The organism is Caulobacter sp. RHG1 (assembly GCF_013181195.1).
Lineage (GTDB): Bacteria > Pseudomonadota > Alphaproteobacteria > Caulobacterales > Caulobacteraceae > Caulobacter.
On the sequence record NZ_SMZP01000003.1, the window covers coordinates 680413 to 703953 of the forward strand.

Consider the following 23541-nt stretch of genomic DNA (forward strand, 5'->3'; position numbering starts at 1 on the left):
GCATGACCAAGGACCGTATCGACCGTCGCTTCGCGGCGCTGAAGGCCGAGGGCCGCGCTGCTTTCGTGGCTTATGTCATGGCCGGGGATCCGGACGCGGCGACCGCCCTCGAGATCGTCAAGGGCCTGCCGGCGGCCGGCGCCGACATCATCGAGCTGGGCTTCCCGTTCTCGGACCCGGTGGCTGAGGGGCCGACCATCCAGCGCGCCAGCCAGCGCGCGCTCGAGCAGAAGATGACGCTGAACGGCACGCTGGACATCGTCCGCGCCTTCCGGGAAAGCGACCAGGACACGCCGATCATCCTGATGGGCTATCTCAATCCGCTGGTGAACCGCGGTTTCGAGACCTTCGCGAAACAGGCCAACGACGCCGGCGTTGACGGCCTGATCGTGGTCGACTGCCCGCCGGAAGAGGCCGATCCGTTGTCGGACGCCCTGGAAGCCGAAGGCCTGTCGCTGATTCGCCTGGCCACGCCGACCACCGACGATGCGCGCCTGCCCGCCGTGATCCGTCGCACTTCGGGCTTCGTCTATTACGTCTCGGTCGCCGGCGTGACCGGCGTGAAAGAGGCTGACGCCGACGCCGTGGCGCCGGCCGTCGAACGCATCCGCAAGGCCTCGGGCTTGCCCGTGGCCGTCGGTTTCGGTATCCGCACCGCCGAACGCGCCGCTGCGGTGGCGCGGGTGTCGGATGCCGCCGTTGTGGGCTCGGCCCTGATCGACGAGATCGAGGCGGCGACCAAGTTGAACGAAAACGTGACTGAGAAGGTTCTTCTCAAGGCGTCGGAGCTGGCTAAGGCTGTGCGTTCGGCGCGAGTCGGGACGAAGTGAGGCTCTAAGGCTATGGCTATGGCTGAACCCCAGGACCCGAAAAAGGGCGACAAATCCAAGACGGGCGAGCGTCGCGGCGGCTGGCTGTCGCGTATCGCGCCCGGCGTGCGTGGCGCGTTCTCCAAGCGCGAGACGCCTGAGAACCTCTGGGTCAAGTGCCCCGACACGGGCGAGATGATTTTCCGCTCTGACCTGGAGGCGGCCCTGTGGGTCACGCCGGCCGGTCGCCACATGCGGATCGGGCCGGAAGCTCGCTTCAAGTTCACCTTCGACGGCGGCCAGTACGAGGCCCTGCCGACCCCGGCGGTGCCTGAGGATCCGCTGAAGTTCTCGGACGGCAAGCCCTACAAGGACCGCCTGGTCGCGGCCCGCAAGGCGACGGGCGAGCCGGACGCCATGGCCATCGGCTACGGCAAGGTCGGCGGCGTCGACGCTGTCGTTCTGGTCCAGGACTTCGCCTTCATGGGCGGTTCGCTGGGCATGGCCGCGGGCGAGGGCTTCATCGCCGCCGCTAAGGCCGCGCTCGAGCGTGAAGTCCCGATGATCGCCTTCACCGCCGCCGGCGGCGCCCGCATGCAGGAAGGCGCGCTGTCGCTGATGCAGATGGCCCGCACGACCCTGGCCATCAACGAGCTGAAGGACGCGGCCCTGCCTTACGTGGTGGTCCTCACCGACCCGACCACCGGCGGCGTCACCGCTTCCTACGCCATGCTGGGCGACATCCACCTGGCCGAGCCGGGCGCCCTGATCGGCTTCGCCGGCCCGCGCGTCATCGAGCAGACCATCCGCGAGACCCTGCCGCCGGGCTTCCAGCGCTCGGAATACCTCGTGGAAAAGGGCATGGTCGACCGCGTCACGCACCGTAAGGACCTGCCGGAAACGCTGGGTTCGGTGCTCGGCACCCTGATGATGGGCCGCAAGCGCAAAGCGGCCTGAACCTTCCCTTGAGCGATCATCTCCGCGCCCATGACGCCGCCCTCGCGCGGCTTCAGGCGCTGCATCCGAAGCTGATCGACCTGTCGCTGGACCGGATGCAGCGGTTGTGCGCAGCGCTGGGCGATCCCCAAGACCGCCTGCCGCCGGTGATCCACGTGGCCGGCACCAACGGCAAGGGCTCGACCGTCGCCTATCTGCGGGCCATGGCCGAGGCGGCGGGACTCAAGGTCCACGTCTTCACCTCGCCGCATCTGGTCCGCTTCGCCGAGCGCATCCGCCTGGCCGGAACCCTGATCACCGACGATCATCTGGCGAACGTGCTGGACCGCGTCGAGCAGGCCAATGCCGACTTGCCGATCACCTTCTTCGAGATCACCACGGCCGCGGCCTTCGTCGCCTTCGCCGAGGTCCCGGCGGATCTGTGCATCGTCGAGGTGGGCTTGGGCGGGATCCTGGACGCCACCAATGTCGTGACGCCCAAGGTCAGCGTCATCGCCCCCGTGGACATCGACCACCGTGAGTTCCTGGGCGATACTCTCGCGAAGATCGCGGTCGAGAAGGCCGGGATCATCAAGCCCGGCGCGCCCGCCGTCTCGGCCCGCCAGCAGGAGGACGCCGAGGCCGTGATCGAGGCCGCCGCCGACCGGGCCGGCGTTTCGCTGACCCTGATGGGCCGTGACTTCGACGCCTGGGGCGAACGCGGACGGCTCCTCGTTCAGATGGAAGATCGCCTGCTGGACCTGCCTGCGCCGTCCCTGCCGGGCGAGCACCAGTTCGCCAATGCCGGCCTGGCCGTCGCCGCCCTGCTGGCTCTGGCCGATCCGCGCATCAACGAGACGGCCATGGGGCAGGGGATCGCCACTACCGTCTGGCCGGCCCGCTTCCAGCGCCTGACCGCCGGACCGCTGGCCGAGCGCGCCAAGGCGGCGGGGGCCGATCTCTGGCTGGACGGCGGTCACAATCCGCACGCCGGCCGGGCCGTGTCCCGCGCCGTCGCCGACTTGGCGGCTCGCGACGGACGGCCCGTGGCCCTGATCGCGGGCCTGCTGGCCAACAAGGACGCCAGCGGCTTCTTCGGCGCCTTCCGGGGCGTGGCGGCCAAGGTCTTCACCGTCACCTTCGAAGGCCACGCCGCCGCCAGCGCCGCCCAGATCGCCGCCGCCGCCGAGCTAGCGGGTCTGCGCGCCTCGGCTTGCGACACCGTGGAGGACGCCTTGGGCAAGGCTCTGGCCATGGACCCCGTCCCGCACATCCTGATCTGCGGCTCGCTCTATCTGGCCGGCGAGATCCTGGCGATGAGCCCCGAGACCTGGCCGAGCTAAAGGCGTAAGGCTGCTGGACGCCGATAGGGCGGCGCGGCCCGCTGGACATCCTCGGCAGGCGCGCTCGCCCTGGCAGGAACCGCCGATGGCCAAGGGTCAGAAGAAGTCGAACAAGGAAATCCGCAAACCGAAGGCCGAGAAGAAGCCGCCAGCGGTCGCGGCCTCGCCCTTCATCGTCACGGGCAAGAAATAGGCCCGCCGAGAAACGCCCGCCCCGAACGACCGGAGCGGGCGTCTTCGTCTCAGGTGGCGCTAAGCGCGCCGTCGACCGTGTAGAAGCCGCCGTTGCAATAGCCGGCCTCATCGGAAGCCAGGAACGCCACCAGCCCTGCGACCTCTTCCGGCGTGCCGTAGCGCTTGGCCGGCACCGCGCCGCTGGTCGCATCGTGAGCGGCCTTCGCATCCGTCGCCTGGCCGCTGTTGATCGACTGCATCATGCGGCTCTCGATCGGGCCGGGATTGACGGAATTGACCCGCACGCCCTTCGACGCGGCCTCGACCGCCGCCACCCGGGTGATGCCGATCACCGCGTGCTTGGACGTATTGTAGCCGGCCATGCCCGGTGAGCCGATCAGCCCCGCGACGCTGGAGGTGTTGATCACGCTGCCCGAGCCTTGGGCGTACATCACCGGCAGCACGTATTTCAGGCCCAGGAACACGCCGGCGACATTGACGCTCAGCACCTTCAGGAAGCCGTCCAGAGGATAGCTCTCGATCGGCTGCACCGGGCCTTCGATGCCGGCGTTGTTGAAGAAGACGTCGATGCGGCCGAGCTCGGCCTTGGCCTTGTCGACATAGGCCTTCACCGAAGCCTCATCGGTGACGTCCGCTTCGGTGGTGACCAGTTTGGCGCCCTCGGGCAGAGCCGCCTTCAGCCGCGACCAGTCGGCGCCGGCGATATCGACGCCGAAGATCGTCGCGCCGCGCTCGGCCATGAGCTTCGCCGTGGCCGTGCCGATGGCCCCGGCCGCGCCGGTGATGACGACGACCTTGTCTTCGAGAACGCGTGTCATGGAAAAATCCTACAGAATGAGGTCCCACACCCTGTAACTGAACAATGATAACCGCCCTTCGTTGCATGACGCTGTTCGAGCGACGGCGCTCTTTCTCGGATATGAAAACGCCCGCCCCGGATGGACCGGGACGGGCGTTTCGAGTTCAGCTGAAACGCTGAATTAGGCCGGTTGGACGCCGGCTTCGTTCAGCCATTCCAGGATCTTCTGCTTGGGCATGGCGCCGACCTTCATCGAGGTCATCTGGCCATCGCGAAACAGCATCATGGTCGGGATGCCGCGGACGCCGTAGCGCGACGGGGTTGTCGGGCTGTCCTCGATATTGACCTTGGCCACGGTGACGACGTCGGCCAGTTCCTCGGAGATCTGCTCCAGGGCCGGGGCGATCTGCTTGCAGGGGCCGCACCATTCGGCCCAGAAGTCGACCAGCACGGGCTTGCTGGCTTGCAGCACGTCGGCTTCGAAGGTGGCGTCGGTCACCGTCACGGTGCTCATGGTCTGCTCCAATCTGGCGTCACGCGCATGGCGCGGAGGACGCGATAAGGTCGAGGTGGCCGGATTCGTTCCGGCCGCTTGCAGAAGATGTAGGATCACAAGGAAGGTCCGGCAACGGGCTAAGCCAGACGCGCGAGCGCGGCCTCCATCACCTTTTCTGGAACCGGCATCAGCTTGGGACCGTCGGTCCAGACCAGAGCCGCCTCCACGGTTCGTCCCGGGAACACTTCGCGCAACACGGCGGCGTAGACCGCCATCTGGGCCAGATAGGCTGGATCGGCGTCCTCGATGACGTCGGGCGAAGGGCGGTTGGTCTTGTAGTCGACGACGAGGACGCGGTCCGCATCGACCACCAGCCGGTCTACGCGACCCGAGACGGCTAGGCCTTTGGGCAGGTAGGCGCTGGTCCCGGCCAGAGCGACCTCGGCGCGGGAGCTAGGGCCGAACACGGCGGCGAATCGCGCATCGTCCAGCACGCCGAAGGCGGCGGCGGCCATCTCCTGGCGCTGTTCGTCGGTCAGATCGCGCTCACCGGCCAGCAGCCGGCGGGCAGCCTCCGGTCGCCGATCGGTCGCAAGGTCGGGCAACAGCTGCAGCAGCTTGTGAACGATCTCGCCGCGGCGATAGCGGCCCAGGCCGGCGACGCGGGCCAGGGGCGAGGGCGCGGGAACGCGGGCATTGTCCTCGATCCGCGACGGGGCGGCGTAGCGGGCTGCGGCCGGTTCGGGCGCAGCCAGGGCCTTGATCCAGGTCGGTGCGGCAGCTGTCGAGCGCTCGGTTTCCTCGAGGCGTGGCGCGGTCAGGGGATCGGGGCCGTAGCGCTGGAAGCCGGTCTCCTCGTCGCCGATGGTCCGGACCTCGGGGGCGATATCGGCATGGCCGAAGGCGGCGCGGGCGGCGGCGTACCAGCCGCCGACCTTGTCGTCCTTGGTCCGGGCGTCGATGCGGCCGCACAGGATCAGCCGCTCCCGCGCCCGGGTCAGGGCCACGTACAGCAGGCGCAGGGCCTCCTGGCTCTCCTTGTCCTCGCGCAGCTTGCGGGCCTTGGCCGAAGCCTCGCAGTCGCCTTTGGAACTGGCGCACCACAGCAGGCCGCCGTCCTCGGTCGCCAAGAGCGGTGAGCCGCCGGCCCCGCGCTTCACCGTGGTCTCGGGCAGGAAGACGATCGGCGCCTCCAGCCCCTTGGAGCCGTGGGCGGTCATCACCCGCACCTCGCGGCGGGCGCCTTCCATCTCGCGCTTGACCACGATGTCCAGGGCCGCGAAGTCGGCGACCAGAGCTTCGAGATCGCGCACCCCACGCTGCTCAGCCTCCATGACCTGGGCCAGGAACTCGTCGAGCGCTTCCTCGGCCTCAGCCCCCAAACGGGTCAGCACCTTGGCGCGGTGTGAGCGGCCGGCGGCGTCGGCCAGGCCCAGCCAGCCGGCGAAGAACTCGAACGGCTGGCGCTTGCGGCCTTCGGTCAGCGCCCAGTCCAGCACGGTCCGCGCGGCGAGCCATTCGGGGCGCTCTTCGGACCGGCGTTGCAGCTCGGCCCACAACGCGCCGCGCCGCCCCTTGGCCAGGGCGTAGACGTCGTCGTCGGTCAGGGCGCAGAACGGCGTCTTCAGCAGGGCGGCCAGGGTCAGGTCGTCATCCGGGAACAGGATGAACCGGCCCAGGGCCAGCAGGTCCTCGAAGGCGATGTGGCTGGACAGCGACAGCCGGTCGGCCCCGGCCACCGGAACGCCGCGCCGCTTCAGGGCTCGGATGATCTCTTCGAACAGCACCTTGCGCCGGCGGACCAGCACGAGAATGTCGCCGGCATGGGCCGCGCGGTGGCGGCCGATCTCCTTGTCGAACACCGCGTCGCCGCGCTGCAGGATCGCGGCGGTCTCGGCGGCGATCGCTTCGGCCAGGCGGCGGTTGGCGCTGCGCTCGCTCTCGGAATCGACGGGAGCCTCCCAGGCCTCGCGTTCCTCGCCGGGCAGTTCGCGGGTCAGCGGCCACAGGTCGACGCAGCCGGGGTGGCCGTGGCGGAACAGCTCGTGGCGGACCAGGTCCTGGCCGACCGGCGGCGGCACGCCCTCGCGGGTGTCGGGATCGGAGAACAGGGCGTCGACGAAGCTCAGGACCTCGCGGGTCGAGCGATACGATACGGTCAGCGGCACGCCCTTGCCGACCGCGCCGGCCGCCTCGATGCGGGTGATGTAGTTCTGCGTCTCGATCAGCAGCCGCTGCGGGTCGGCGCCCTGGAACGAATAGATCGACTGCTTCTCGTCGCCGACCACGAAGAGGGTCCGCTCGGCCCGGCGTTCGCCGCCTCGGCCCGGCGCAGTCTCGCCGGCGAAGAAGTCGGCGGTCAGGGCCGACAGGATTTCCCACTGCTCGGGGGCGGTGTCCTGGGCTTCATCCAGCAGGATGTGGTCGATGCCGCCGTCCAGCTTGTACAGCACCCAGGCGGCCTCGACCTTTTCGGTCAGCAGCACGCGGGTCTTGTCAATCAGGTCGGTGAAGTCGAGCGCGCCGCGGGCGTCCTTCTCGATCCGGTGCGAGGTCACGTACAGCACCGCCAGCCGCAGCGTCCCCTCGGTGTCCTCGGCGACCTTGGCGGCCCGGACCCGTTCGCGGGCGACCTCCAGCTTGGCCTGGTCCAGCAGCAGGGCCTCGCGCAGATCCTCGCGGCTTTTCAGGCCCGAGGTCTTGCCTGGCCAGGTCGCTGGCGTGCCTTCGCCGCCCTCGGTGAACAGGGCGCGCAGGGCCAGGTCCAGCGTGGCGTCCGGATCGCGGGCCACGGCGGCCAGGGCCTCGGCGTTCTTTGCGTCAGCCTTGCCGCCGCCGTCGAACAGTACGGTGGCCGCCGCGCGCCAGGCGCCGAGATCCAGCCGCGCCATGGCCTGCGCTGCCAGATCGCTCGCCGAGGCCGGCGCGTCGAAGCCGCAGCGCTCCCAGGCGTCGGCGACGGCTTCCGACAGGCCGCCGCATTCCGTGACATAGGCCATGATCTGGCCGCGCCGCGCCTCGAAGCCGGCGAACATGTTTTCGAAGCTCTGGAAGTCCAGCGCCACCGAGAAGCGAGCATAGGCGTCGGCGAACGCGTCCTCGTGGGTGTCGACCCACTGGGCCGTGGCGCGGCGGGCGGCGCGGGCGATGGCGGCGCCGGCCTGGTCGTCCATCACCGTGAAGCCGGGCGAGACGCCGGCCTCCAGCGGAAAGCGCCGCAGCAGCTTCTCGCAGAAGGCGTGGATGGTCTGGATCTTCAGGCCGCCGGGGGTCTCCAGCGCCTGGGCGAACAGGGCGCGGGCTTCAGAGAGGCGCTTGGCGTCGTAGAGCGCTTCCGTCTCACCCACCAGTTTCACCAGCTCGGCGCGCAGGTCGGCGTCGCTGGTCACCGACCACTTGCCCAGACGCTCGAACAGGCGGCGCTGCATCTCGGCGGCGGCGGCCTTGGTATAGGTCACGCACAGGATCGCCTCGGGTTTGACCCCGGCCAGCAGCAGGCGCGCGACCCGGTCGATCAGGGTCTTGGTCTTGCCCGACCCGGCATTGGCGGTGACGAAGGCCGAGATGGTCGGGTCGGCGGCGATGCGCTGAGGATCGAATGCGGTCATTCGCCGTCCCCATCGTCGCCGCTGGTCGACCACTCGAAAACCCGCGCCAGGTGGGCGTAGTCGCCGGGATGCTCCTTGACGAACTGCGGCGCGACCCGCGAGCGGTAGGGCTCTTCCGGATCGTCATAGCGGGCGATCAGGGTCGACAGACCTTCCAGCGCCTTGTTGGCGGCGGCGCTGCTTTCCTCGCCGGCCAGGGCGCGGACCTGCTCCTCGCCGGCCGGCTTGCGGCCGGTGACGCGGACATAGGTCAGGTCGCCCGGCGTGGGCTTGCCCAGGTCCGGGAAGCCGCCGTTCATCAGGATCGCCGCCGTCAGGGTCAGCTGCGGCGAGAAGCCGGTGTCGACCTGCTTTTGCGACGGCGCGGCGCCGGTCTTGTAGTCGAGGATGTGGGCGGTCCCGTCGGCGGTCGGCTCGATGCGGTCGGCCTTGGCGGTAAGGGTGAACGGGCGGCCGTTGATGCTGAGCGCCAGCTCGCCGGCGGCCTCGACCACGACCTTGCGGGCGGTGGTGCGGCGGCCGCGCTCCCAGTCGGCGACCCACAGGGCGGCCTCGCGGGCCAGGGCCTTCTCGCGGGTCAGGGCGGTGGGCGGCATGCCGGCGGCGACCAGGGCCTCGACATAGAAGCGCTCGAACGCGGCGGCGGCCTCCAGCGGTACGGCGTCGGGATAGGTCTCGGCGAACCTTTCGAATGCGGCGTGGATCGCCGTGCCGCGCGCCCGGGCCTCGACCGGCTCGTCGGGACGCTCCAGCGGATAGAGCTTGAGGATGTCGCGGGCCCAGACGGCGTAGGGGTCGCGGGTCAGGGCTTCGACCCTAGTGACGGCCATCTTGCGCGGACGGTCCTCGACCGGCGGGGTCGGCGCGGGGCGGGCGATCGGGGCATAGGGATCAGGGGCGTCGAGGGCGCGGACCCAGTCCAGCACGTCGTCGCGACGGGGCAGGGCCAGGCCCGCGCCGGCGGCCAGCGTCTTCAGCCGCCACAGCCAGCGCGACTCGACGGCCGGCGCGCCGCCGCGTCGTTCGCAGTGGACCAGGACGACGTCGGGCGCGCTGGCCGCCTGGGCGAAGTCGTGGGCGGTCAGGCCGACCTTGCGTTCGGGCGGCGGCAGGCCCAGGCGCGAGCGCATCGGCCGCGACAGGAACGGATCGATCGGCGCGCCCTGCGGCCAGACACCTTCCTCCAGCCCCGCCAACACCAGGCGGTCGGCGCGGACCAGGCGGGCCTCGATGGCGCCCAGGATGCGAAGCCTGGGGTGCGTGGCGCCGCCGACCCGGACGGTTTCCTCGTTGACCAGGCGATCCAGAATGTCGGCGAAGGCCTGGGGCGAGGCGTCGGGCAGGGGCTCGCCGTCCTGGATCAGGGCGGCCATCAGACTGCCGAGGCATTCGCCCGCCCCGCCGGCCCAAAGGCGGCGGGTCTCGATCAGGCCTTCCAGCGCTTCGACGAGAGCCTGGGCGGCGCGGCAGGGCGGGGCGAAGTTGTTCACATACGGCGCGGCGGCGTGGTCGACGGCGGCCAGGACGCGGTCGCACAGGGCCAGGGCCTCGGGGAAATCCTTCAGCCGTCCGCGCAACACGTCCTTCGAACCCGGCGCGGCGCCGCGCAGGCCCTTGCGTTCCAGCATCGCGGCGGCCGGGGCCTCGTCTTCGGCGAGCACCAGCGGGTGTTTGGCGAAGGCCAGCAGGCGGACGGGGTTGAGCGGGTCCTCGACCAGCCGCGCCAGGTGCAGGGCGAGGATCGCCGAGCCGGCGGCGGCCAGCGGCGCGCCGGCCGAGCTGTCGGGGATCACGCCCCAGCGTTGCAGGCGGGTCATCACCCGGCGAGCCAGGGTCTGGTCGGGGGTGACGAGGGCGGCGGTGCGCTCGGGATCTTCCAGCGCTTCGCGCAGCAGCAACGCACAGGCGCCGGCGGCCTCTTCCTCGGCGCGGGCGGCGATGACCGAGAAGCCGGTCAGACCCTCGGCGACGGGGTCCAGACCCGGGGCCTCGGCGCGCAGGGCGGCGATTTGGGCCAGCCAGTCGGCGGTGGCCTCGGCCGGGCGGAGGGCCTCGTTGACGATCCGCCGCCGCCAGCGACCGCGGCTGTCGACGTCAGGGACCCAGGCGCGGACGTCGGAGCGCTCGACGCCGGCGCGGTCCAGAAGGCGCTTCATCGCCCCCTGCGGATGCTGCTCACCTTGGGTGCCGTCGATCTGGCTCCAGGCGCTGTCGGCCAGGTCTTCGTCCAGGCCGGGCAGGACCACAGCGCCCTTGGGCGCGGCGGCCACGACGCGCAGCAGGTCGGCGGTGGCTGGGGCCGTGCCGGTCGAGCCGGCGGCGACCAGCACCTCGGTCGGCGGATCGTTCTTCCACTGCTTCTCAAGGGCGCGCAGCAGGCGCACGCGACGCTCGGAGACGTCGATCAAGCCCAGGGTTTCCAGCCGCTTGGGCCAGGCGTTCAGCACGCCTTTGAGGAACCGCGCCGAGACCTGCCAGTGCTGAGCCAGATCGCCCTCGGCCAGGCCGTCCAGCTTGTCGTGGAAGGCGACTTCCTCGATCTGGCAGCTGTCGAGGAACTCCGACAACGCTTTGGCCAGTTCCAGGGCCTGTACCGGGCCGGGCTTGAACGACAGCTTGTCGCCGTGGTTGACGACCAGCCGCGCCAGCTCGAACCGGCGACGGCGCGACGAGATGGCCGGCGGCAGGTCGATGGAGAGCTCGCCCGGTTCAAACGGCGGCTCGCCCTCGTCCAGGTCGCCCAGGGGGCGGATCTGCGGCAGCAGGAGGGCCCGTCCGCCGCCGACCGCCAGGAAGGCGTCGGCCAGGGCCCGGGCGCCGCGTCGGGTCGGAGTCAGCACCGTGGCGCGGGGCAGGGCCTCGGGACCCAGCGGCTCCAGCGTGTTCAGCAGGCCCCGCGCCAGGTCGTCGACGAACGGCCGGTGAGCGGGGATCGAGAACCAGCGCGGCCCCTCACGCTCGAAGAAGGGGGCCGGACTGCTCATCGCTGGGAGAGCTTAGCTTCGGCCGCCAGCTTGGCGTCGGGATCGCCGACATGCATCCAGAGCCCGTCGGGGGCGACGCCGTGGACGCGCTGGTCGGCGGCCAGGCGCTTCCACAGCGGCAACAGCGAGAACGGACCCTCCGGCCCGTCGGCGGTGATCTGTGGCTTGCAGATGTGGACGCCGACATAGACCAGCGGCGCGGTCTCGCCGGAATCCTTGAAGCGCACCACACCGTCATCGAGGAAGACGTCGCCAGTGTCGTGGAAGCCCAGCGAGCCGGCGGTCGAAGCCAGCATCAGGCAAACGTCCATCGCTTCCGGATCCCAGGCGGCGGCCACCGCGTCGACGGCCGCGCCGCCGTGCTCGATCCAGATCGAGTCGATATTGGCCACGAACACCGGACCCTCGCCCAGCAGCGGCAGGGCGTGCTTGACGCCGCCGCCGGTCTCCAGGGCCTGGGCGCGTTCGTCGGAGATGATGATTTTCGGACCGAGACCCTTGGCCTCGCGGGCCTTGAGGTGGGCTTCGACCAGGTCGGCGAAATAGTGGACATTGACCACGGCGGTCTCGACGCCGGCGGCGACCAGGCGGTCCAGCATGTGGTCGATCAGCGCCTTGCCGGCGACCTCGACCAGGGCCTTGGGGCGGTCATTGGTCAGGGGGCGCATGCGGGTGCCCAGGCCCGCGGCCAGCACCATCGCAACTTTCGGGGCGCTCATCGGCGGGTCTCCACGGGCACGTAGCGATCGAACCAGGCCTTCAGGTCCGCCAACGCCGGGTCGGCGAAACAGACGTCCAGATAGACCCACAGGCGCGGGATGAAGTCGGCGTAGCGGGGCTTGCCGTCGCGGGTCACCAAGCGGGCGAAGATGCCCAGGATCCGGATGATGTTGAGCGCCCCCAGCGCGTGGTAATCGGCCAGGAAGGCAGTGCGGTCCAGCGCTGGGCGAGCGGCTAGGTAGCGGTCGAGGCAGGCGGCCTCGCGCTCGGGCGACACGGTCCGGCGGGCGTCGTGTAGCAGCATCGACAGGTCCCACGCCGGGTGGGCCAGCACCGCGTCCTGGAAGTCCAGCATGCCGACCCGCGCCGCGCCTTGGCGCTCCGGCAGCCAGATCAGGTTCTCGGCGTGATAGTCGCGATGGCAGAAGACGGTCGCGTCGGCCTCGCCCTTTGCGCGGATCGGGGCCCAAATGGCCTCCCACTCGGCGATCGCGGCGGTGTCAAAGGTCAGGTCGCGGTACTTCGGTTGCCACTCGACGAAGATGTCGTGGGCGGTCTTCAGGGCCAGGTCGTCATAGGCCAGCAGCGGCCAAGTCGAGCCGTCGTAGTCCAGCACATCGGGCGCGGGCGCGGCGTGGATGGCCAGCAGGCCGTCGATGGCGGCCTCGTACAGCGGAGCCTCGTCGGTCCCGGTCTCGATCAGACGGGCGTAGAGGTCGTCGCCCAGGTCTTCCAGCACCGCGAGACCGGCCGCGGCGTCAGCGGCCAGCACCTTGGGCGCCGACAGGCCCTGGCCGTTCAGCCAGCCGGCGCAGGCGACGAAAGCGTCCACGCGGCCGGCGGCAAGGCGGGCCAGAGCGTTGTAGCCCAGCGCCGCACGCTGCTCGGGCGTTGCGTCCGGAGGGCAGGGCGCGGTCTCGACCGACGGCGGCTGGTCCATGAAGATGAAGCTCTGGCCGCCTTCACGATGCAGACGCTCATACGACCGGGTCGAGGCGTCGCCGCCCAAGGGCTGACGGCGGACGTCGCCGAAACCGTGGGCGTCCAGAAACGCGGCCTTGGCCGCCTCACGTTCAGAACTCAAGGGAACGTCCTTCGAAATCGCCGTGCGCCACGATGACGGCGCGCCGCGCGTCGCCGTCCAGAGCGATGTCTATATCGAGCCGAGTGGGGGGCAAACGCCCTTCCAGTCTCTGTGGCCATTCGATCAGCGCCACGCCGTCGTCCAGCGCCTCGTCCAGGCCGATCTCATAGGCCTCGTCGGGGTCCGACAGGCGGTAAAGGTCGAAGTGGGCGAGCGGGAAGGCGGCCGTCTCGTAGAACTGGACCAGCGTGAAGGTCGGGCTGGGCACTTCCTCGTCCGGCGTGGTCAGGGCGCGGATCAGGGCGCGGGCCAGGGTCGACTTGCCGGCCCCCAGCGGCCCGGTCAGGCACAGGGCGTCGCCGGGCTTGAGGGAAGCGGCCAGCTTGCGGCCCAGCGCCTGGGTCGCGGCCTCGTCGGCGAGGAAAACGGAAGTCACGTCAGATGGCTCGCTGGGTCAGTCGGCAACACGCGCTCCACATAGCGCTTCAGCGCCTCCGTGGCTTCCCCGGCGTCGTGGGGCAGGGCTTCGGCGTCGATGGGCGCCCCAACGATCAGCGAGAACGCCCGGCCCTTCTTGTTCAGCAACTCATGGAAAAGGGTGATGTCGCGCAGCTCCCGCCAGCGGCCGTCGAACAGGTGGAACAGGGTCGACCACGGGCCGGTCAGGTGGATCGGGACGATGGGCGCTTCATACTTGCGGGCGATCGACACGGCCGAGGTCATCCACGGCGGATCGGTCAGTTGGCCTTGCGCGTCCTTCATCGCCAGGCGGCCGGCCGGGAAGATCATCAGGGCGCGCTCGGCCTCCATGGCTTCGCGGGTCATCGACAGAGTCAGGCGCATGCGCTCGCGACTGCGCTTTTCCTCAACCCATTCGACCGGGATCAGCACCTCGTCGAAGCGGCGACACACCCGGTGGGCGTCGGCATTGGCGTAGAAGACGACGTCCGGCCGGCGGGCCTTGATCGCATCATAGACCGCCACCCCGTCGCCGATGCCCGTGGGGTGGTTGGAGACGATGATCACGCGGCCGCTCGCCGGCAGGTTCTCCAGTCCCGACACCTCGACCTTCAGGGCCAGCAGTTCGGACACATGGTCCAGCGCCGCCCGGCCGCCCAAGTGGCAGATGGCCTGCGCCATCCGCCGGGCCTTCTTGTAGTCCAGCAGCTTGTAGAGCCCCGGCCGGACCAGTGGCCAGACCGCTGACGCCGTCAGCCGCGGGGCGCGCTCGGCGATCAGGGTGTCGATGATGTGGGGCGAGGCGGCCTCTTTTGCATCGACCGCCCCGACGGCCGGAACATGAACCATGACGGGAGCTTAGGCGTGTCGGGCCGTTCTGTCAGCAGACGGAACAGGCAGGTTCGGGGTTCCAATGGCGTCCCTCACGCGCTAACCGCACCGGCATGCCGACTTCCCTACGCACCGCCTATCGCGAGCGCCTGGCCCAGGGCGAGATCAAGCCCGACGCCGCCCAGGCCACGGCCGTCGAGACCCTGTCCCGGCTGGAGACCGACCTCGACAACGCCGGCGAGCCCGGCTTCTCGCTGTTCGGGCGCAAGCCCAAGAGCCAGCGGGGGATCTACATCTGGGGACCGGTCGGACGCGGCAAGTCCATGCTGATGGACCTGTTCTTCGACAGCGCCCCGGTGGCCCGCAAGCGGCGCATCCACTTCCACGCCTTCATGGCCGAGGTCCACGCCGACATCGACGCCTGGCGCAAGGGCGACGCGGCGGCGCGCAAGGCGCGCTTCGGCCAGCACAAGGGCGACGACCCGGTCACGCCGACCGCCGACCTGATCGCCCAGAACGCCCGGCTGTTGTGCTTCGACGAACTGCAGGTCACCGACATCGCCGACGCCATGATCCTGGGCCGGCTGTTCGAGGCCCTGTTCGCGCGCGGCGTGACCCTGGTGGCGACCTCGAACCGGCCGCCGGAGGATCTCTATAAGGACGGCCTGAACCGCCAGCTCTTCCTGCCGTTCATCGACATGCTGAAGTCGGCGATGGACGTGGTGGCCGTGCGCGGCCCGGTCGACTTCCGCCTGGACCGCCTGCGCGCCGCCCGCACCTGGCTGGCGCCGAACGACAAGGCGACCCAGGCCGAGTTCGAGGCCTTGTGGGCCGACATGCTGGACGGCGCGGCCGAGACTGGCGCGACGCTGGAAGTGCTGGGCCGCAAGATGCGCTTGCCGCGCGCCGCCGGCGGTCTGCTGCGCTCGTCCTTCGCCAGTCTTTGCCAGCAGGCGCTGGGCCCGCAGGACTATCTGGCTATCGCCGAGCGCTTCCACACCCTGTTCCTGGAAGACGTGCCGAACCTGACGCCCGAGCGGCGCGACGCGGCCAAGCGCTTCAACACCCTGATCGACGCGCTGTACGAAGCCGACGTCAAGCTGGTGGCGCTGGCGGAAGCCGAGCCGGAGATGCTGTATCCCGCAGGCGACGGCGCCTTCGAGTTCGAGCGTACGGTGTCGCGCCTGCAGGAGATGCGCTCGGCCGACTATGTGGCGCGGGTTCGGGACTAGGAGAGACAGATGTCGGTGAAGGATCGGGTCCGCGTCCAGGAGACCAAGCTGCTCTCCGACAATTGGTACGTCCTGAAGACGACGACCTTCGACTGGAAGCGGCGCGACGGGACCTGGCAGACCCAGAGCCGCGAGCACTACGACCGCGGCAATGGTGCGGTGCTGCTGCCGTACAATCTGGAAAACCGGACCGTGCTGCTGGTGAAGCAGTTCCGCTATCCGGCCTTCGTCAACGGTTACGACGACCTGCTGATCGAGGCGGCCGCGGGGCTGCTGGACGACGCCGAACCGGAGGTGCGCATCCGCGCCGAGGTCGAGGAGGAGCTAGGCTATCGCCTGGGCGAGGTGCGGAAGGTGTTCGAGGCCTTCATGAGCCCGGGGTCGGTGACCGAGATCCTGCATTTCTTCGTAGCCGAGTACGACGCGGCCATGCGGATCGGCGACGGCGGCGGCCATCCCGACGAGGGCGAGGACATCGAGGTGCTGGAGCCGTCCATCGACGAGGCCCTGGCCATGGTCGCCGACGGCGCCATTCGCGACGCCAAGACCATCATGCTGCTGCAGCACCTGGCTCTGACGGTGTTCCGGACCTAGGCGAAGTCGCGGGCCAGAGGGGTTTCGAACCGGACGACCAGGCCAGTCTCGGCATAGTCCATCGCGATGCTGCCGCGCAGCTCGCCGGTGATGCTGCGCTCGATCAGGCGCGAGCCGAAGCCCCGGCGCTCGGGCGGCCTGGCCGGCGGCCCCCCGGTCTCGCGCCATTCGAAGCGCAGGCGGTGGCCGCTGTCGATCAGCGACCAGTTCAGCAACAGCCGGCCGCCATTGGAGAGCGGGCCATACTTGGCGGCGTTGGTGGCCAGTTCGTGGAACACCAGGCCCAGCGACAGCGCCAGACGCGCGGGCAGATGGACGTCGGGGCCGCTCATCTGGATCCGTTCGGGGCCGTAGGGGCTGAGTTCCTGGGTCAGGATCTGGCGCAGGCCCGCCCCGGCCCACTGGCTGTCGGTCAGGGCGTTATGGGTATGGGACAGGGCCAGCAGGCGGGACTGGAACGCCTCGGCAAAGCTCTCTGCCGTCCTCGCGCCGCGCAGGGTCTGCTGGGCGATGGCCTGGACCGTGGCCAGGGTGTTCTTCACGCGGTGGTTCAGCTCGTCCAGCAACAGGCGCTGGCGCTGGTTGGCCAGCACCCGGTCGGTCATGTCCGTGCCCTCGACGAACACACCCGAAACCGTCCCGTCGGTCTCGACGATCGGCTGATAGATGAAGTCGAGGAAGCGCTCCTCCAGCGCCGCGCCCGGCCGAGGCGACAGCATGACGGGAACCTCGCGGCCGATGTACGGCTCGCCGGTGCGGCGCACCTCGTCCAGAAGGTGGATGAAGCCCTGCTCGTGCATCTCCGGCAGCACCTCGCCCAGGGGGCGGCCCAGAACCTCCTGTCGACCGATCAGGCGCAGATAGGCCTCGTTGGCGAAGTCGAAGGCGTGTTCTGGTCCACGAAGGATGGCCACGAAGCTGGGCGCGCGCATGAACAGGCGGCGGATCTGCACGCTCTGCGACTGCAAGGTCTCGACGCGGCGCAACACGCTGTCGCCCAGCATGGCGGTGGTCGCCGAGGCCTCGGGCCGGAAAGCGGTGTCCTTCAGTCGCCTCAGCTCGGTGATGTCCTGAGTGTTCTGCAGGACATAGCCTCGCCCGTCCGACGACGGGACATAGGTGTGGGTCGCGCTCCAGTAGCTGTCATAGACTCCGCCGTCGGCCTCTGGCCGGGGGATGGCGTAGTGCAGAACGGCGATGACGTCGGTCTCGCCGGTATCGCGCGTGCGGAGGATCGACTCTTCTAGCAGGCGGCGGCTTTCGCCCTCGGACGGAAAGGCTTCGAAGACGTACCGTCCCAGCATGTTCTCGCGGGGAAGGCCGGTGACGTCGAGATAGGCCTGGTTCATCTCAACGATGATCAGGTCATGGTCCATCATCATGTACGGCGTCGAAATCCGATCAAACACCGCCTGAAAATCGATCGGACCGTTCATCCTGGATGTGCTTCCCCCTAAAGCAGCAAGCGTAACGCAAGCTCAGCCTTCATTGTTCCTGTCCGTCCCCGGAACGGGATGTGCGAACGTTTCTCAACATGGCGCCGTTTAATTGACACCCAAGCCTTCGCGCTTAAAAGCGTCCCGCAACGCACAAAGGCTACCGAGGTTGGACCTTTCATGACCGACACGAGCCGGGGGCTGCCTGAGCGCCCGATGTCTCCGCACCTGACGGTGTGGCGCTGGCACATCACGATGGCCTGCTCGATCCTGCACCGCGGCTGCGTCGTCGGCCTGTGGGTCGGCGCCGTGATCCTGGCCGCCTGGGCCGCCGCTTTGGCGGCTGGTCCGGACGCCTATGCCGGCTTCCTCAGCATCCTGGGCTCGCCGATCGGCAAGCTGGTCCTGCTGGGCGAGACCTTCGCCGTCTTCTTCAATATCGCCTACGTCATCCGCCAGACCTTCTGGGACATCGGCAAGGGCTTCGCCCCGCGCATCGCCGACATGACCGGCGCCATGGCGATTGCTTTTGCAGTCGTGGCGACGATCGTGACCTGGGTGATCGCCGGCGCGAACGGAGCGTTCTGATGAGCAAGAACGAACTCTACCAACCTATCCAGTTCCGCACCCCGCTGTCGCGTGCGCGCGGCACGGGCGCTTCGCGCCACGGTGTGGGTCACTTCATCACCGAGCGCGTCTCGGGCCTGGCCCTGGCGCCGCTGAGCATCTGGGGCGTGTTCGCCGCGCTGAAGATGATCGGCGCCGACCAGCACACGGTCGCGACCTGGATCGGTCAGCCGCTGAACGCCGTGCTGCTGGGCCTGCTGCTGGTCTCGGCCCTCATCCACCTGCAGGCCGCGGTCCAGGTGGTGATCGAGGACTACATCCACGGTTTCGCCGGCAAGTCGGCCCTGGTGATCGGCAATCTTTTCGTCTGCGTGGCCGCCGGCGCCGTGGGGGTCTTCTCGATCCTCAAGGTCGCCCTGACCGTGACCGGAGCCTAGTATGTCGGCCTACAAGTTCATCGACCACAAGTTCGACGTCGTCGTCGTCGGCGCCGGCGGTTCGGGCCTCCGCGCTGCGCTGGGCGCCGCGCAAGCCGGCCTGAAGACCGCCTGCATCACCAAGGTGTTCCCGACCCGCAGCCACACCGTGGCCGCGCAGGGCGGCATCTCGGCCTCGCTGGGCAATATGGGCCAGGACGACTGGCGCTGGCACATGTTCGACACCGTCAAGGGGTCGGACTGGCTGGGCGACCAGGACGCCATCGAGTATCTGACGCGCAACGCGCCGGCCGCCGTCTATGAGCTCGAGCACTGGGGCGTGCCCTTCTCGCGCACCGAGGACGGCAAGATCTATCAGCGCGCCTTCGGCGGCATGACCAAGAACTACGGCGAAGGCCCGATCCAGCGCACCTGCGCGGCGGCCGACCGCACCGGTCACGCCATGCTGCACACGATGTACGGCCAGTCGCTGGCCCACGACACCGAGTTCTTCATCGAGTACTTCGCCCTCGACCTGATCATGGAAGACGGCGTCTGCCGCGGCGTGACCGCGTGGAAGCTCGACGACGGCACCCTGCACCGCTTCCAGGCCCAGATGGTGGTCCTGGCCACCGGCGGTTACGGTCGCGCCTACTTCTCGGCCACCTCGGCCCATACCTGCACGGGCGACGGCAACGCCATGGCGCTGCGCGCCGGCCTGCCGCTGCAGGACATGGAATTCGTGCAGTTCCACCCCACCGGCATCTACGGCGCCGGCTGCCTGATCACCGAGGGTGCCCGCGGCGAAGGCGGCTACCTGACCAACTCGGAAGGCGAGCGCTTCATGGAGCGCTACGCTCCGTCGGTGAAGGACCTGGCGCCGCGCGACATGGTCAGCCGCGCGATGACCATCGAGATTCGCGAAGGTCGCGGCGTGGGCCCGAACAAGGACCACATCTTCCTGCACCTGGACCACTTGGACCCGAAGATCCTGCACCAGCGTCTGCCGGGCATCTCGGAAACCGCCAAGGTGTTCTCGGGCGTCGACGTCACCAAGGCGCCGATCCCGGTGCTGCCGACCGTCCACTACAACATGGGCGGCATCCCGACGAACTATCACGGCGAAGTCGTCACCAAGTCGGGCGACAACCCCGACCAGGTGATCCCCGGCCTGATGGCCGTGGGCGAGGCCGCCTGCGTGTCGGTGCACGGCGCCAACCGCCTGGGGTCCAACTCGCTGATCGACCTCGTCGTGTTCGGCCGGGCCGCGGGCCTGCGCTGCGCCGAGATCGTCAAGCCGGGCGCCACCCAGCCGGAACTGAAGGCGTCGCAGACCGAAGCCCACCTGGCGCGCTTCGACAAGTTCCGCAACGCCTCGGGCTCGACCCCGACCGCCGACCTGCGTCTGGAGATGCAGAAGGCCATGCAGGAAGACGCCGCGGTGTTCCGTACCGGCGAAAGCCTGGACAGCGGCGTCGAGCGCTTGGCCAAGGTCTGGGAAAAGAAGAGCGACCTCAAGGTCAGCGATCGCGGTCTGGTGTGGAACACCGACCTGATGGAGACCCTGGAGTTCGACAACCTGATCGGTCAGGCCGTCGTGACGGTGAACGGCGCGGCCAACCGCACCGAGAGCCGCGGCGCCCACGCCCGCGAGGACTTCTCGGACCGCAACGACACCGAATGGATGAAGCACACCCTGGCCTGGCTCGACATGGAGTCCGGCAAGGTGAAGATCGATTACCGTCCGGTGCACAGCTACACGATGTCCGACGACATCGCCTACATCCCGCCTAAAGCACGGGTTTACTGAGGGTACGATGGTCGAACTCGCACTCCCCAAGAACTCGCAGGTCAAGTCGGGCAAGCATTGGCCGGCCCCTGCGGGCGCCAAGAAGGTCAAGACCTTCAAGATCTACCGCTACGATCCGGAATCGGGCGGCAACCCGCGTTGGGACACCTACGACGTCGACATGGACGCCGTGGGCCCGATGGTGCTGGACGCGTTGCTGTACATCAAGAACAGCATCGACCCGACCCTGGCCTTCCGCCGGTCGTGCCGCGAGGGCGTCTGCGGTTCCTGCTCGATGAACATCGGCGGTCGCAACACCCTGGCCTGCACCCACGGTTGGGCTGAAGTCCCGGGCAAGGCCGTGCAGATCGCGCCGCTGCCGCACATGCCGGTGGTCAAGGACCTGATCCCTGACCTGACGCTGTTCTATGCGCAGTACGCCTCGATCGAGCCCTGGCTGCACACCGACACGCCCGAGCCGCAGACCGAGTGGAAGCAATCGCCGGAAGACCGCGAGAAGCTCGACGGTCTCTACGAGTGCATCCTGTGCGCCTGCTGCTCGACCTCGTGCCCCAGCTACTGGTGGAACGGCGACAAGTATCTGGGCCCGGCGGCCCTGCTGCACGCCTATCGCTGGCTGATCGACAGCCGCGACGAAGCGACCGGCGACCGCCTCGACCAGCTCGAGGACCCGTTCAAGCTCTATCGCTGCCACACGATCATGAACTGCGCCCAGGTCTGCCCGAAGGGCCTGAACCCGGCCAAGGCCATCGCCGAGATCAAGAAGATGATGGTCGAGCGCGTCGTCTGACGGTTTCGACATTCCAAGAAGCGCGGCGGCTGGACTGGTTTCAGCCGCCGTTTTTCTGTCTATCTATCCCCCTTGTTCAAAGCCGCTTGCCAATAGGTGACGCCGGCGTCATTTTTGGCAAAAGGGAGGGCGTCATTGAGCGCTGACAGTCATCAGAACGCGTGCGTCGTCATCATCGGCGCGGGTCATGCCGGCGGCTCGGCCGCGGCGTTCCTGCGGCAGTATGGTCACGAGGGCCGTATCGTCCTGATCGGCGACGAGCCTCTGCTGCCCTATCAGCGTCCCCCGCTGTCCAAGGCCTGGCTGAAGGGCGAGGCCGACGCCGACAGTCTCTCGCTGAAGCCCTCCGAGTGGTACGCCGAGAATAACGTCATGCTGCGCCTCGAAGGCGTGGCCCAGCGGATCAACCGCTCGGAAAAGACCGTGACGCTCGCTTCGGGCGAGGTCATTCCCTACGACTTCCTCATTCTGGCCACCGGCGCCCGCGCCCGCGCGCTGCCGATCCCCGGCGCCGACCTGGCCGGCGTCCTGTCGCTGCGCACCGCCGCCGACGCCGAGTTGTTGAAGCACGCCCTCGGCCCCGACAAGCGCCTGGCTGTGATCGGCGGCGGCTATGTCGGCCTGGAAGCGGCGGCCTCGGCCCGTGCTCTGGGCGCGCACGCCCTGATCATCGAACGCGAGAGCCGGGTCCTGGCCCGCGTCGCCTGCGACGCCCTGTCGACCTTCTTCCAGGACTATCACGGTCAGCGCGGCGTCGGCTTCGAACTGAACGCGGGCGTGGCTGGCTTCGAAGGGGAGAACGGCCACGTCACCGGCGTGAAGTTCTCCGACGGCCGGGTGGTCGCCTGCGACGTCGCCTTGGTCGGGGTCGGCGCGATCGCCAATGACGAGCTGGCCCAGGATGCGGGTCTCGCCACCACCAATGGCGTGGTCGTCGACCTGGAAGCGCGGACCGAGGATCCGTCGATCTTCGCGATCGGTGACGTCACCCATCGTCCGCTCCCGCTCTATGAGCGTCAGTTCCGCCTGGAGAGCGTGCCCAACGCCCTGGAGCAGGCCAAGCAGGCCGCTTCGGCGATCATGGGTCGTCCGGGTTCGGCGCCCGAGACGCCATGGTTCTGGTCCGACCAGTATGACCTGAAGCTGCAGATCGCCGGTCTGCCGTTCGAGGCCGACCGTCAGATCGTGCGCGGCGACGTCGCTGCGGCCAGGTTCGCGGTCTTCCATCTGAAGGGCGACCTGATCCAGGCCGTCGAGGCGGTCAATGCGCCGCCGGAGTTCATGGCCGGCAAGCAGCTGATCGCCAAACGCACGCCGGTGAGCGCCGACAAGCTCGCCGATCCATCGGTGTCCATGAAGGAAGTGGCGGCTTAAGTTCGCCCAAGGGGAATAGAGAAGAACCACATGGCCAAGATCACCTACATCGAACACGACGGCGCCGAGCACGTCCTCGACGTGAAGTCGGGCCTGACGGTCATGGAAGGCGCTGTGAAGAACAACGTGCCGGGCATCGACGCCGACTGCGGCGGGGCCTGCGCCTGTGCGACCTGCCACGTCTATGTTGACGACGCCTGGCTGGCCAAGACCGGCGACAAGTCGGCCATGGAAGAGTCGATGCTGGACTTCGCCGAAAACGTCGAGGCCAATAGCCGCCTGTCGTGCCAGATCAAGGTCTCTGACGCCCTGGACGGCCTGGTCGTCCGCCTGCCGGAAAGCCAGCACTAGCCGTCACGACGCAGCCCCTTCAAAAGAGCGTCGTTATATCGTCGCGAAGGGGTTGCCATTCGTCAGGGGCGGGACTAGATCACCCCCTCGCACGGAACGACATCGCGACCGGACGACGCGGCCCCCGAAAGGGTGTTGCATCGGTTCAGGCGCTTCGTTAGACACCGCGCTTCAATCGACTTGATGATGGATCCGCAGGGCGGCTTCGGCAGCCCCAGGGATCCTGTTTTGTCTTTTTGGACCTGAGCTTCAGGCTTCGAAAAAAACAAAAAGAGTTGGTTGCTTTCGGAATGGCTCCTCTTTAGAAGCGCCCCTCCGAAGCATCGCTGCCAAGAGTTCGCAAGAATTCAGCGGCGCGGTGTTGGTCAGATAAGCAGTCGTTTTGAAGTTCCTTCGAAATAATCGCTTGACTGGCTTCGGTAGCTTCTCTAGAAGCTGACGGCTCTAGCGCTTCCGGGTTTTCCGGTTTCGCTGGATCGGTTCAAAGAGTTTTGTAAAAAACGATTTGACACGGAATTCGGGGTTGGATAGATAGCCGCCTCCGCCGACATCGGGCGTTAAACGGATGGGCCGGTTCCCGGGTTTCTGGGGCGGTTGGGTCTTTGACATTGTTGATTTGGAAAGAGAAACGCAGGCGGCGGCGCTCTGGCGGTGGACTTTAGGTTCACCAAATGACGCTGACGAATGCGGTCTCTTGAAGACACCAT

Annotated in this window: 21 protein-coding genes and 1 pseudogene; 12 read left to right on the plus strand and 10 right to left on the minus strand. The window is 68.5% G+C overall.

Features of this window, described 5'->3' with window-relative positions; all coding sequences use genetic code 11:
- The first annotated feature begins 2 nt into the window (after positions 1 to 2).
- The 4 genes from trpA (at position 3) to E1H18_RS11025 (ending at position 3281) form a co-directional block, all read left to right on the plus strand.
- Entirely contained in the window at positions 3 to 830 is an 828-nt protein-coding gene (gene trpA, locus E1H18_RS11010; RefSeq protein WP_172267538.1) for a tryptophan synthase subunit alpha, read from the plus strand.
- Between the two features lie 12 nt (positions 831 to 842).
- Positions 843 to 1766: an acetyl-CoA carboxylase carboxyltransferase subunit beta gene (locus tag E1H18_RS11015; protein ID WP_172267541.1), complete on the plus strand. Its 924-nt coding sequence runs from the start codon at positions 843 to 845 to the stop codon at positions 1764 to 1766.
- 8 nt (positions 1767 to 1774) lie between these two features.
- Positions 1775 to 3088, plus strand: a complete 1314-nt coding sequence (locus E1H18_RS11020) for a folylpolyglutamate synthase/dihydrofolate synthase family protein (protein WP_172267544.1) — start codon at positions 1775 to 1777, stop codon at positions 3086 to 3088.
- 85 nt (positions 3089 to 3173) lie between these two features.
- Positions 3174 to 3281, plus strand: a complete 108-nt coding sequence (locus E1H18_RS11025; RefSeq protein WP_172267547.1) for a hypothetical protein — start codon at positions 3174 to 3176, stop codon at positions 3279 to 3281.
- A 49-nt stretch (positions 3282 to 3330) separates the two neighbouring features.
- Here E1H18_RS11025 and E1H18_RS11030 read toward each other — a convergent pair whose 3' ends face one another.
- From E1H18_RS11030 to E1H18_RS11065, 8 genes are all read right to left on the minus strand, one after another.
- A complete protein-coding gene (locus tag E1H18_RS11030; RefSeq protein ID WP_172267550.1) occupies positions 3331 to 4101 on the minus strand; it encodes an SDR family NAD(P)-dependent oxidoreductase in 771 nt (256 codons plus the stop codon).
- Between the two features lie 162 nt (positions 4102 to 4263).
- Positions 4264 to 4596, minus strand: a complete 333-nt coding sequence (trxA, locus tag E1H18_RS11035) for a thioredoxin (protein ID WP_172267553.1) — start codon at positions 4594 to 4596, stop codon at positions 4264 to 4266.
- A gap of 119 nt (positions 4597 to 4715) precedes the next feature.
- A complete protein-coding gene (gene addA, locus E1H18_RS11040) occupies positions 4716 to 8186 on the minus strand; it encodes a double-strand break repair helicase AddA (RefSeq protein WP_172267556.1) in 3471 nt (1156 codons plus the stop codon).
- The gene (gene addB / locus E1H18_RS11045; protein WP_172267559.1) at positions 8183 to 11170 is read right to left on the minus strand and encodes a double-strand break repair protein AddB; all 2988 of its coding nucleotides are present in this window, start codon (positions 11168 to 11170) and stop codon (positions 8183 to 8185) included. Before addB ends, addA begins: the two co-directional genes overlap by 4 nt.
- Positions 11167 to 11889: an N-acetylmuramate alpha-1-phosphate uridylyltransferase MurU gene (murU, locus tag E1H18_RS11050; protein ID WP_172267562.1), complete on the minus strand. Its 723-nt coding sequence runs from the start codon at positions 11887 to 11889 to the stop codon at positions 11167 to 11169. Before murU ends, addB begins: the two co-directional genes overlap by 4 nt.
- Entirely contained in the window at positions 11886 to 12974 is a 1089-nt protein-coding gene (gene amgK / locus E1H18_RS11055; protein ID WP_194247950.1) for an N-acetylmuramate/N-acetylglucosamine kinase AmgK, read from the minus strand. The genes murU and amgK overlap by 4 nt, the downstream gene beginning before the upstream one ends.
- Positions 12964 to 13410 (minus strand): tRNA (adenosine(37)-N6)-threonylcarbamoyltransferase complex ATPase subunit type 1 TsaE, encoded by a 447-nt coding sequence (gene tsaE / locus E1H18_RS11060; protein ID WP_172267582.1) that lies wholly within the window; start codon positions 13408 to 13410, stop codon positions 12964 to 12966. Before tsaE ends, amgK begins: the two co-directional genes overlap by 11 nt.
- Positions 13407 to 14282 carry a 1-acyl-sn-glycerol-3-phosphate acyltransferase gene (locus E1H18_RS11065; protein ID WP_172267585.1) on the minus strand — a complete coding sequence of 292 codons (876 nt, stop codon included), beginning with the start codon at positions 14280 to 14282 and terminating at the stop codon, positions 13407 to 13409. The genes tsaE and E1H18_RS11065 overlap by 4 nt, the downstream gene beginning before the upstream one ends.
- Positions 14283 to 14377: 95 nt before the next feature.
- On the opposite strand from E1H18_RS11065, the gene zapE reads away from it, so the two are divergent.
- Both zapE and E1H18_RS11075 read left to right on the plus strand, forming a co-directional pair.
- Positions 14378 to 15496, plus strand: a complete 1119-nt coding sequence (zapE, locus tag E1H18_RS11070; RefSeq protein ID WP_172267588.1) for a cell division protein ZapE — start codon at positions 14378 to 14380, stop codon at positions 15494 to 15496.
- Positions 15497 to 15505: 9 nt separating this feature from the next.
- Complete coding sequence (locus E1H18_RS11075) at positions 15506 to 16090, plus strand: NUDIX domain-containing protein (protein ID WP_172267591.1); 585 nt, start codon at positions 15506 to 15508, stop codon at positions 16088 to 16090.
- On the opposite strand, the gene E1H18_RS11080 is transcribed toward E1H18_RS11075, so the two are convergent.
- On the minus strand, positions 16087 to 17526 hold the full coding sequence (locus E1H18_RS11080) for a sensor histidine kinase (RefSeq protein ID WP_172267594.1): 1440 nt from the start codon (positions 17524 to 17526) through the stop codon (positions 16087 to 16089). The genes E1H18_RS11075 and E1H18_RS11080 overlap by 4 nt on opposite strands.
- Positions 17527 to 17706: 180 nt before the next feature.
- On the opposite strand from E1H18_RS11080, the gene sdhC reads away from it, so the two are divergent.
- From sdhC to E1H18_RS11110, 6 genes are all read left to right on the plus strand, one after another.
- Positions 17707 to 18114 carry a succinate dehydrogenase, cytochrome b556 subunit gene (gene sdhC, locus E1H18_RS11085; protein ID WP_172267597.1) on the plus strand — a complete coding sequence of 136 codons (408 nt, stop codon included), beginning with the start codon at positions 17707 to 17709 and terminating at the stop codon, positions 18112 to 18114.
- On the plus strand, positions 18081 to 18530 hold the full coding sequence (gene sdhD / locus E1H18_RS11090) for a succinate dehydrogenase, hydrophobic membrane anchor protein (protein WP_172267723.1): 450 nt from the start codon (positions 18081 to 18083) through the stop codon (positions 18528 to 18530). The genes sdhC and sdhD overlap by 34 nt, the downstream gene beginning before the upstream one ends.
- 1 nt (position 18531) lies before the next feature.
- Positions 18532 to 20319 carry a succinate dehydrogenase flavoprotein subunit gene (gene sdhA, locus E1H18_RS11095; protein ID WP_172267600.1) on the plus strand — a complete coding sequence of 596 codons (1788 nt, stop codon included), beginning with the start codon at positions 18532 to 18534 and terminating at the stop codon, positions 20317 to 20319.
- Positions 20320 to 20326: 7 nt separating this feature from the next.
- A complete protein-coding gene (locus E1H18_RS11100) occupies positions 20327 to 21109 on the plus strand; it encodes a succinate dehydrogenase iron-sulfur subunit (RefSeq protein ID WP_172267603.1) in 783 nt (260 codons plus the stop codon).
- A gap of 135 nt (positions 21110 to 21244) precedes the next feature.
- The gene (locus tag E1H18_RS11105; protein WP_172267606.1) at positions 21245 to 22483 is read left to right on the plus strand and encodes an NAD(P)/FAD-dependent oxidoreductase; all 1239 of its coding nucleotides are present in this window, start codon (positions 21245 to 21247) and stop codon (positions 22481 to 22483) included.
- Positions 22484 to 22513: 30 nt separating this feature from the next.
- A complete protein-coding gene (locus E1H18_RS11110) occupies positions 22514 to 22834 on the plus strand; it encodes a 2Fe-2S iron-sulfur cluster-binding protein (protein WP_172267609.1) in 321 nt (106 codons plus the stop codon).
- Between the two features lie 444 nt (positions 22835 to 23278).
- Here the strand turns inward: E1H18_RS11110 and E1H18_RS26490 are convergent.
- A pseudogene (locus tag E1H18_RS26490) lies at positions 23279 to 23541 on the minus strand (hypothetical protein); the annotation flags it as partial.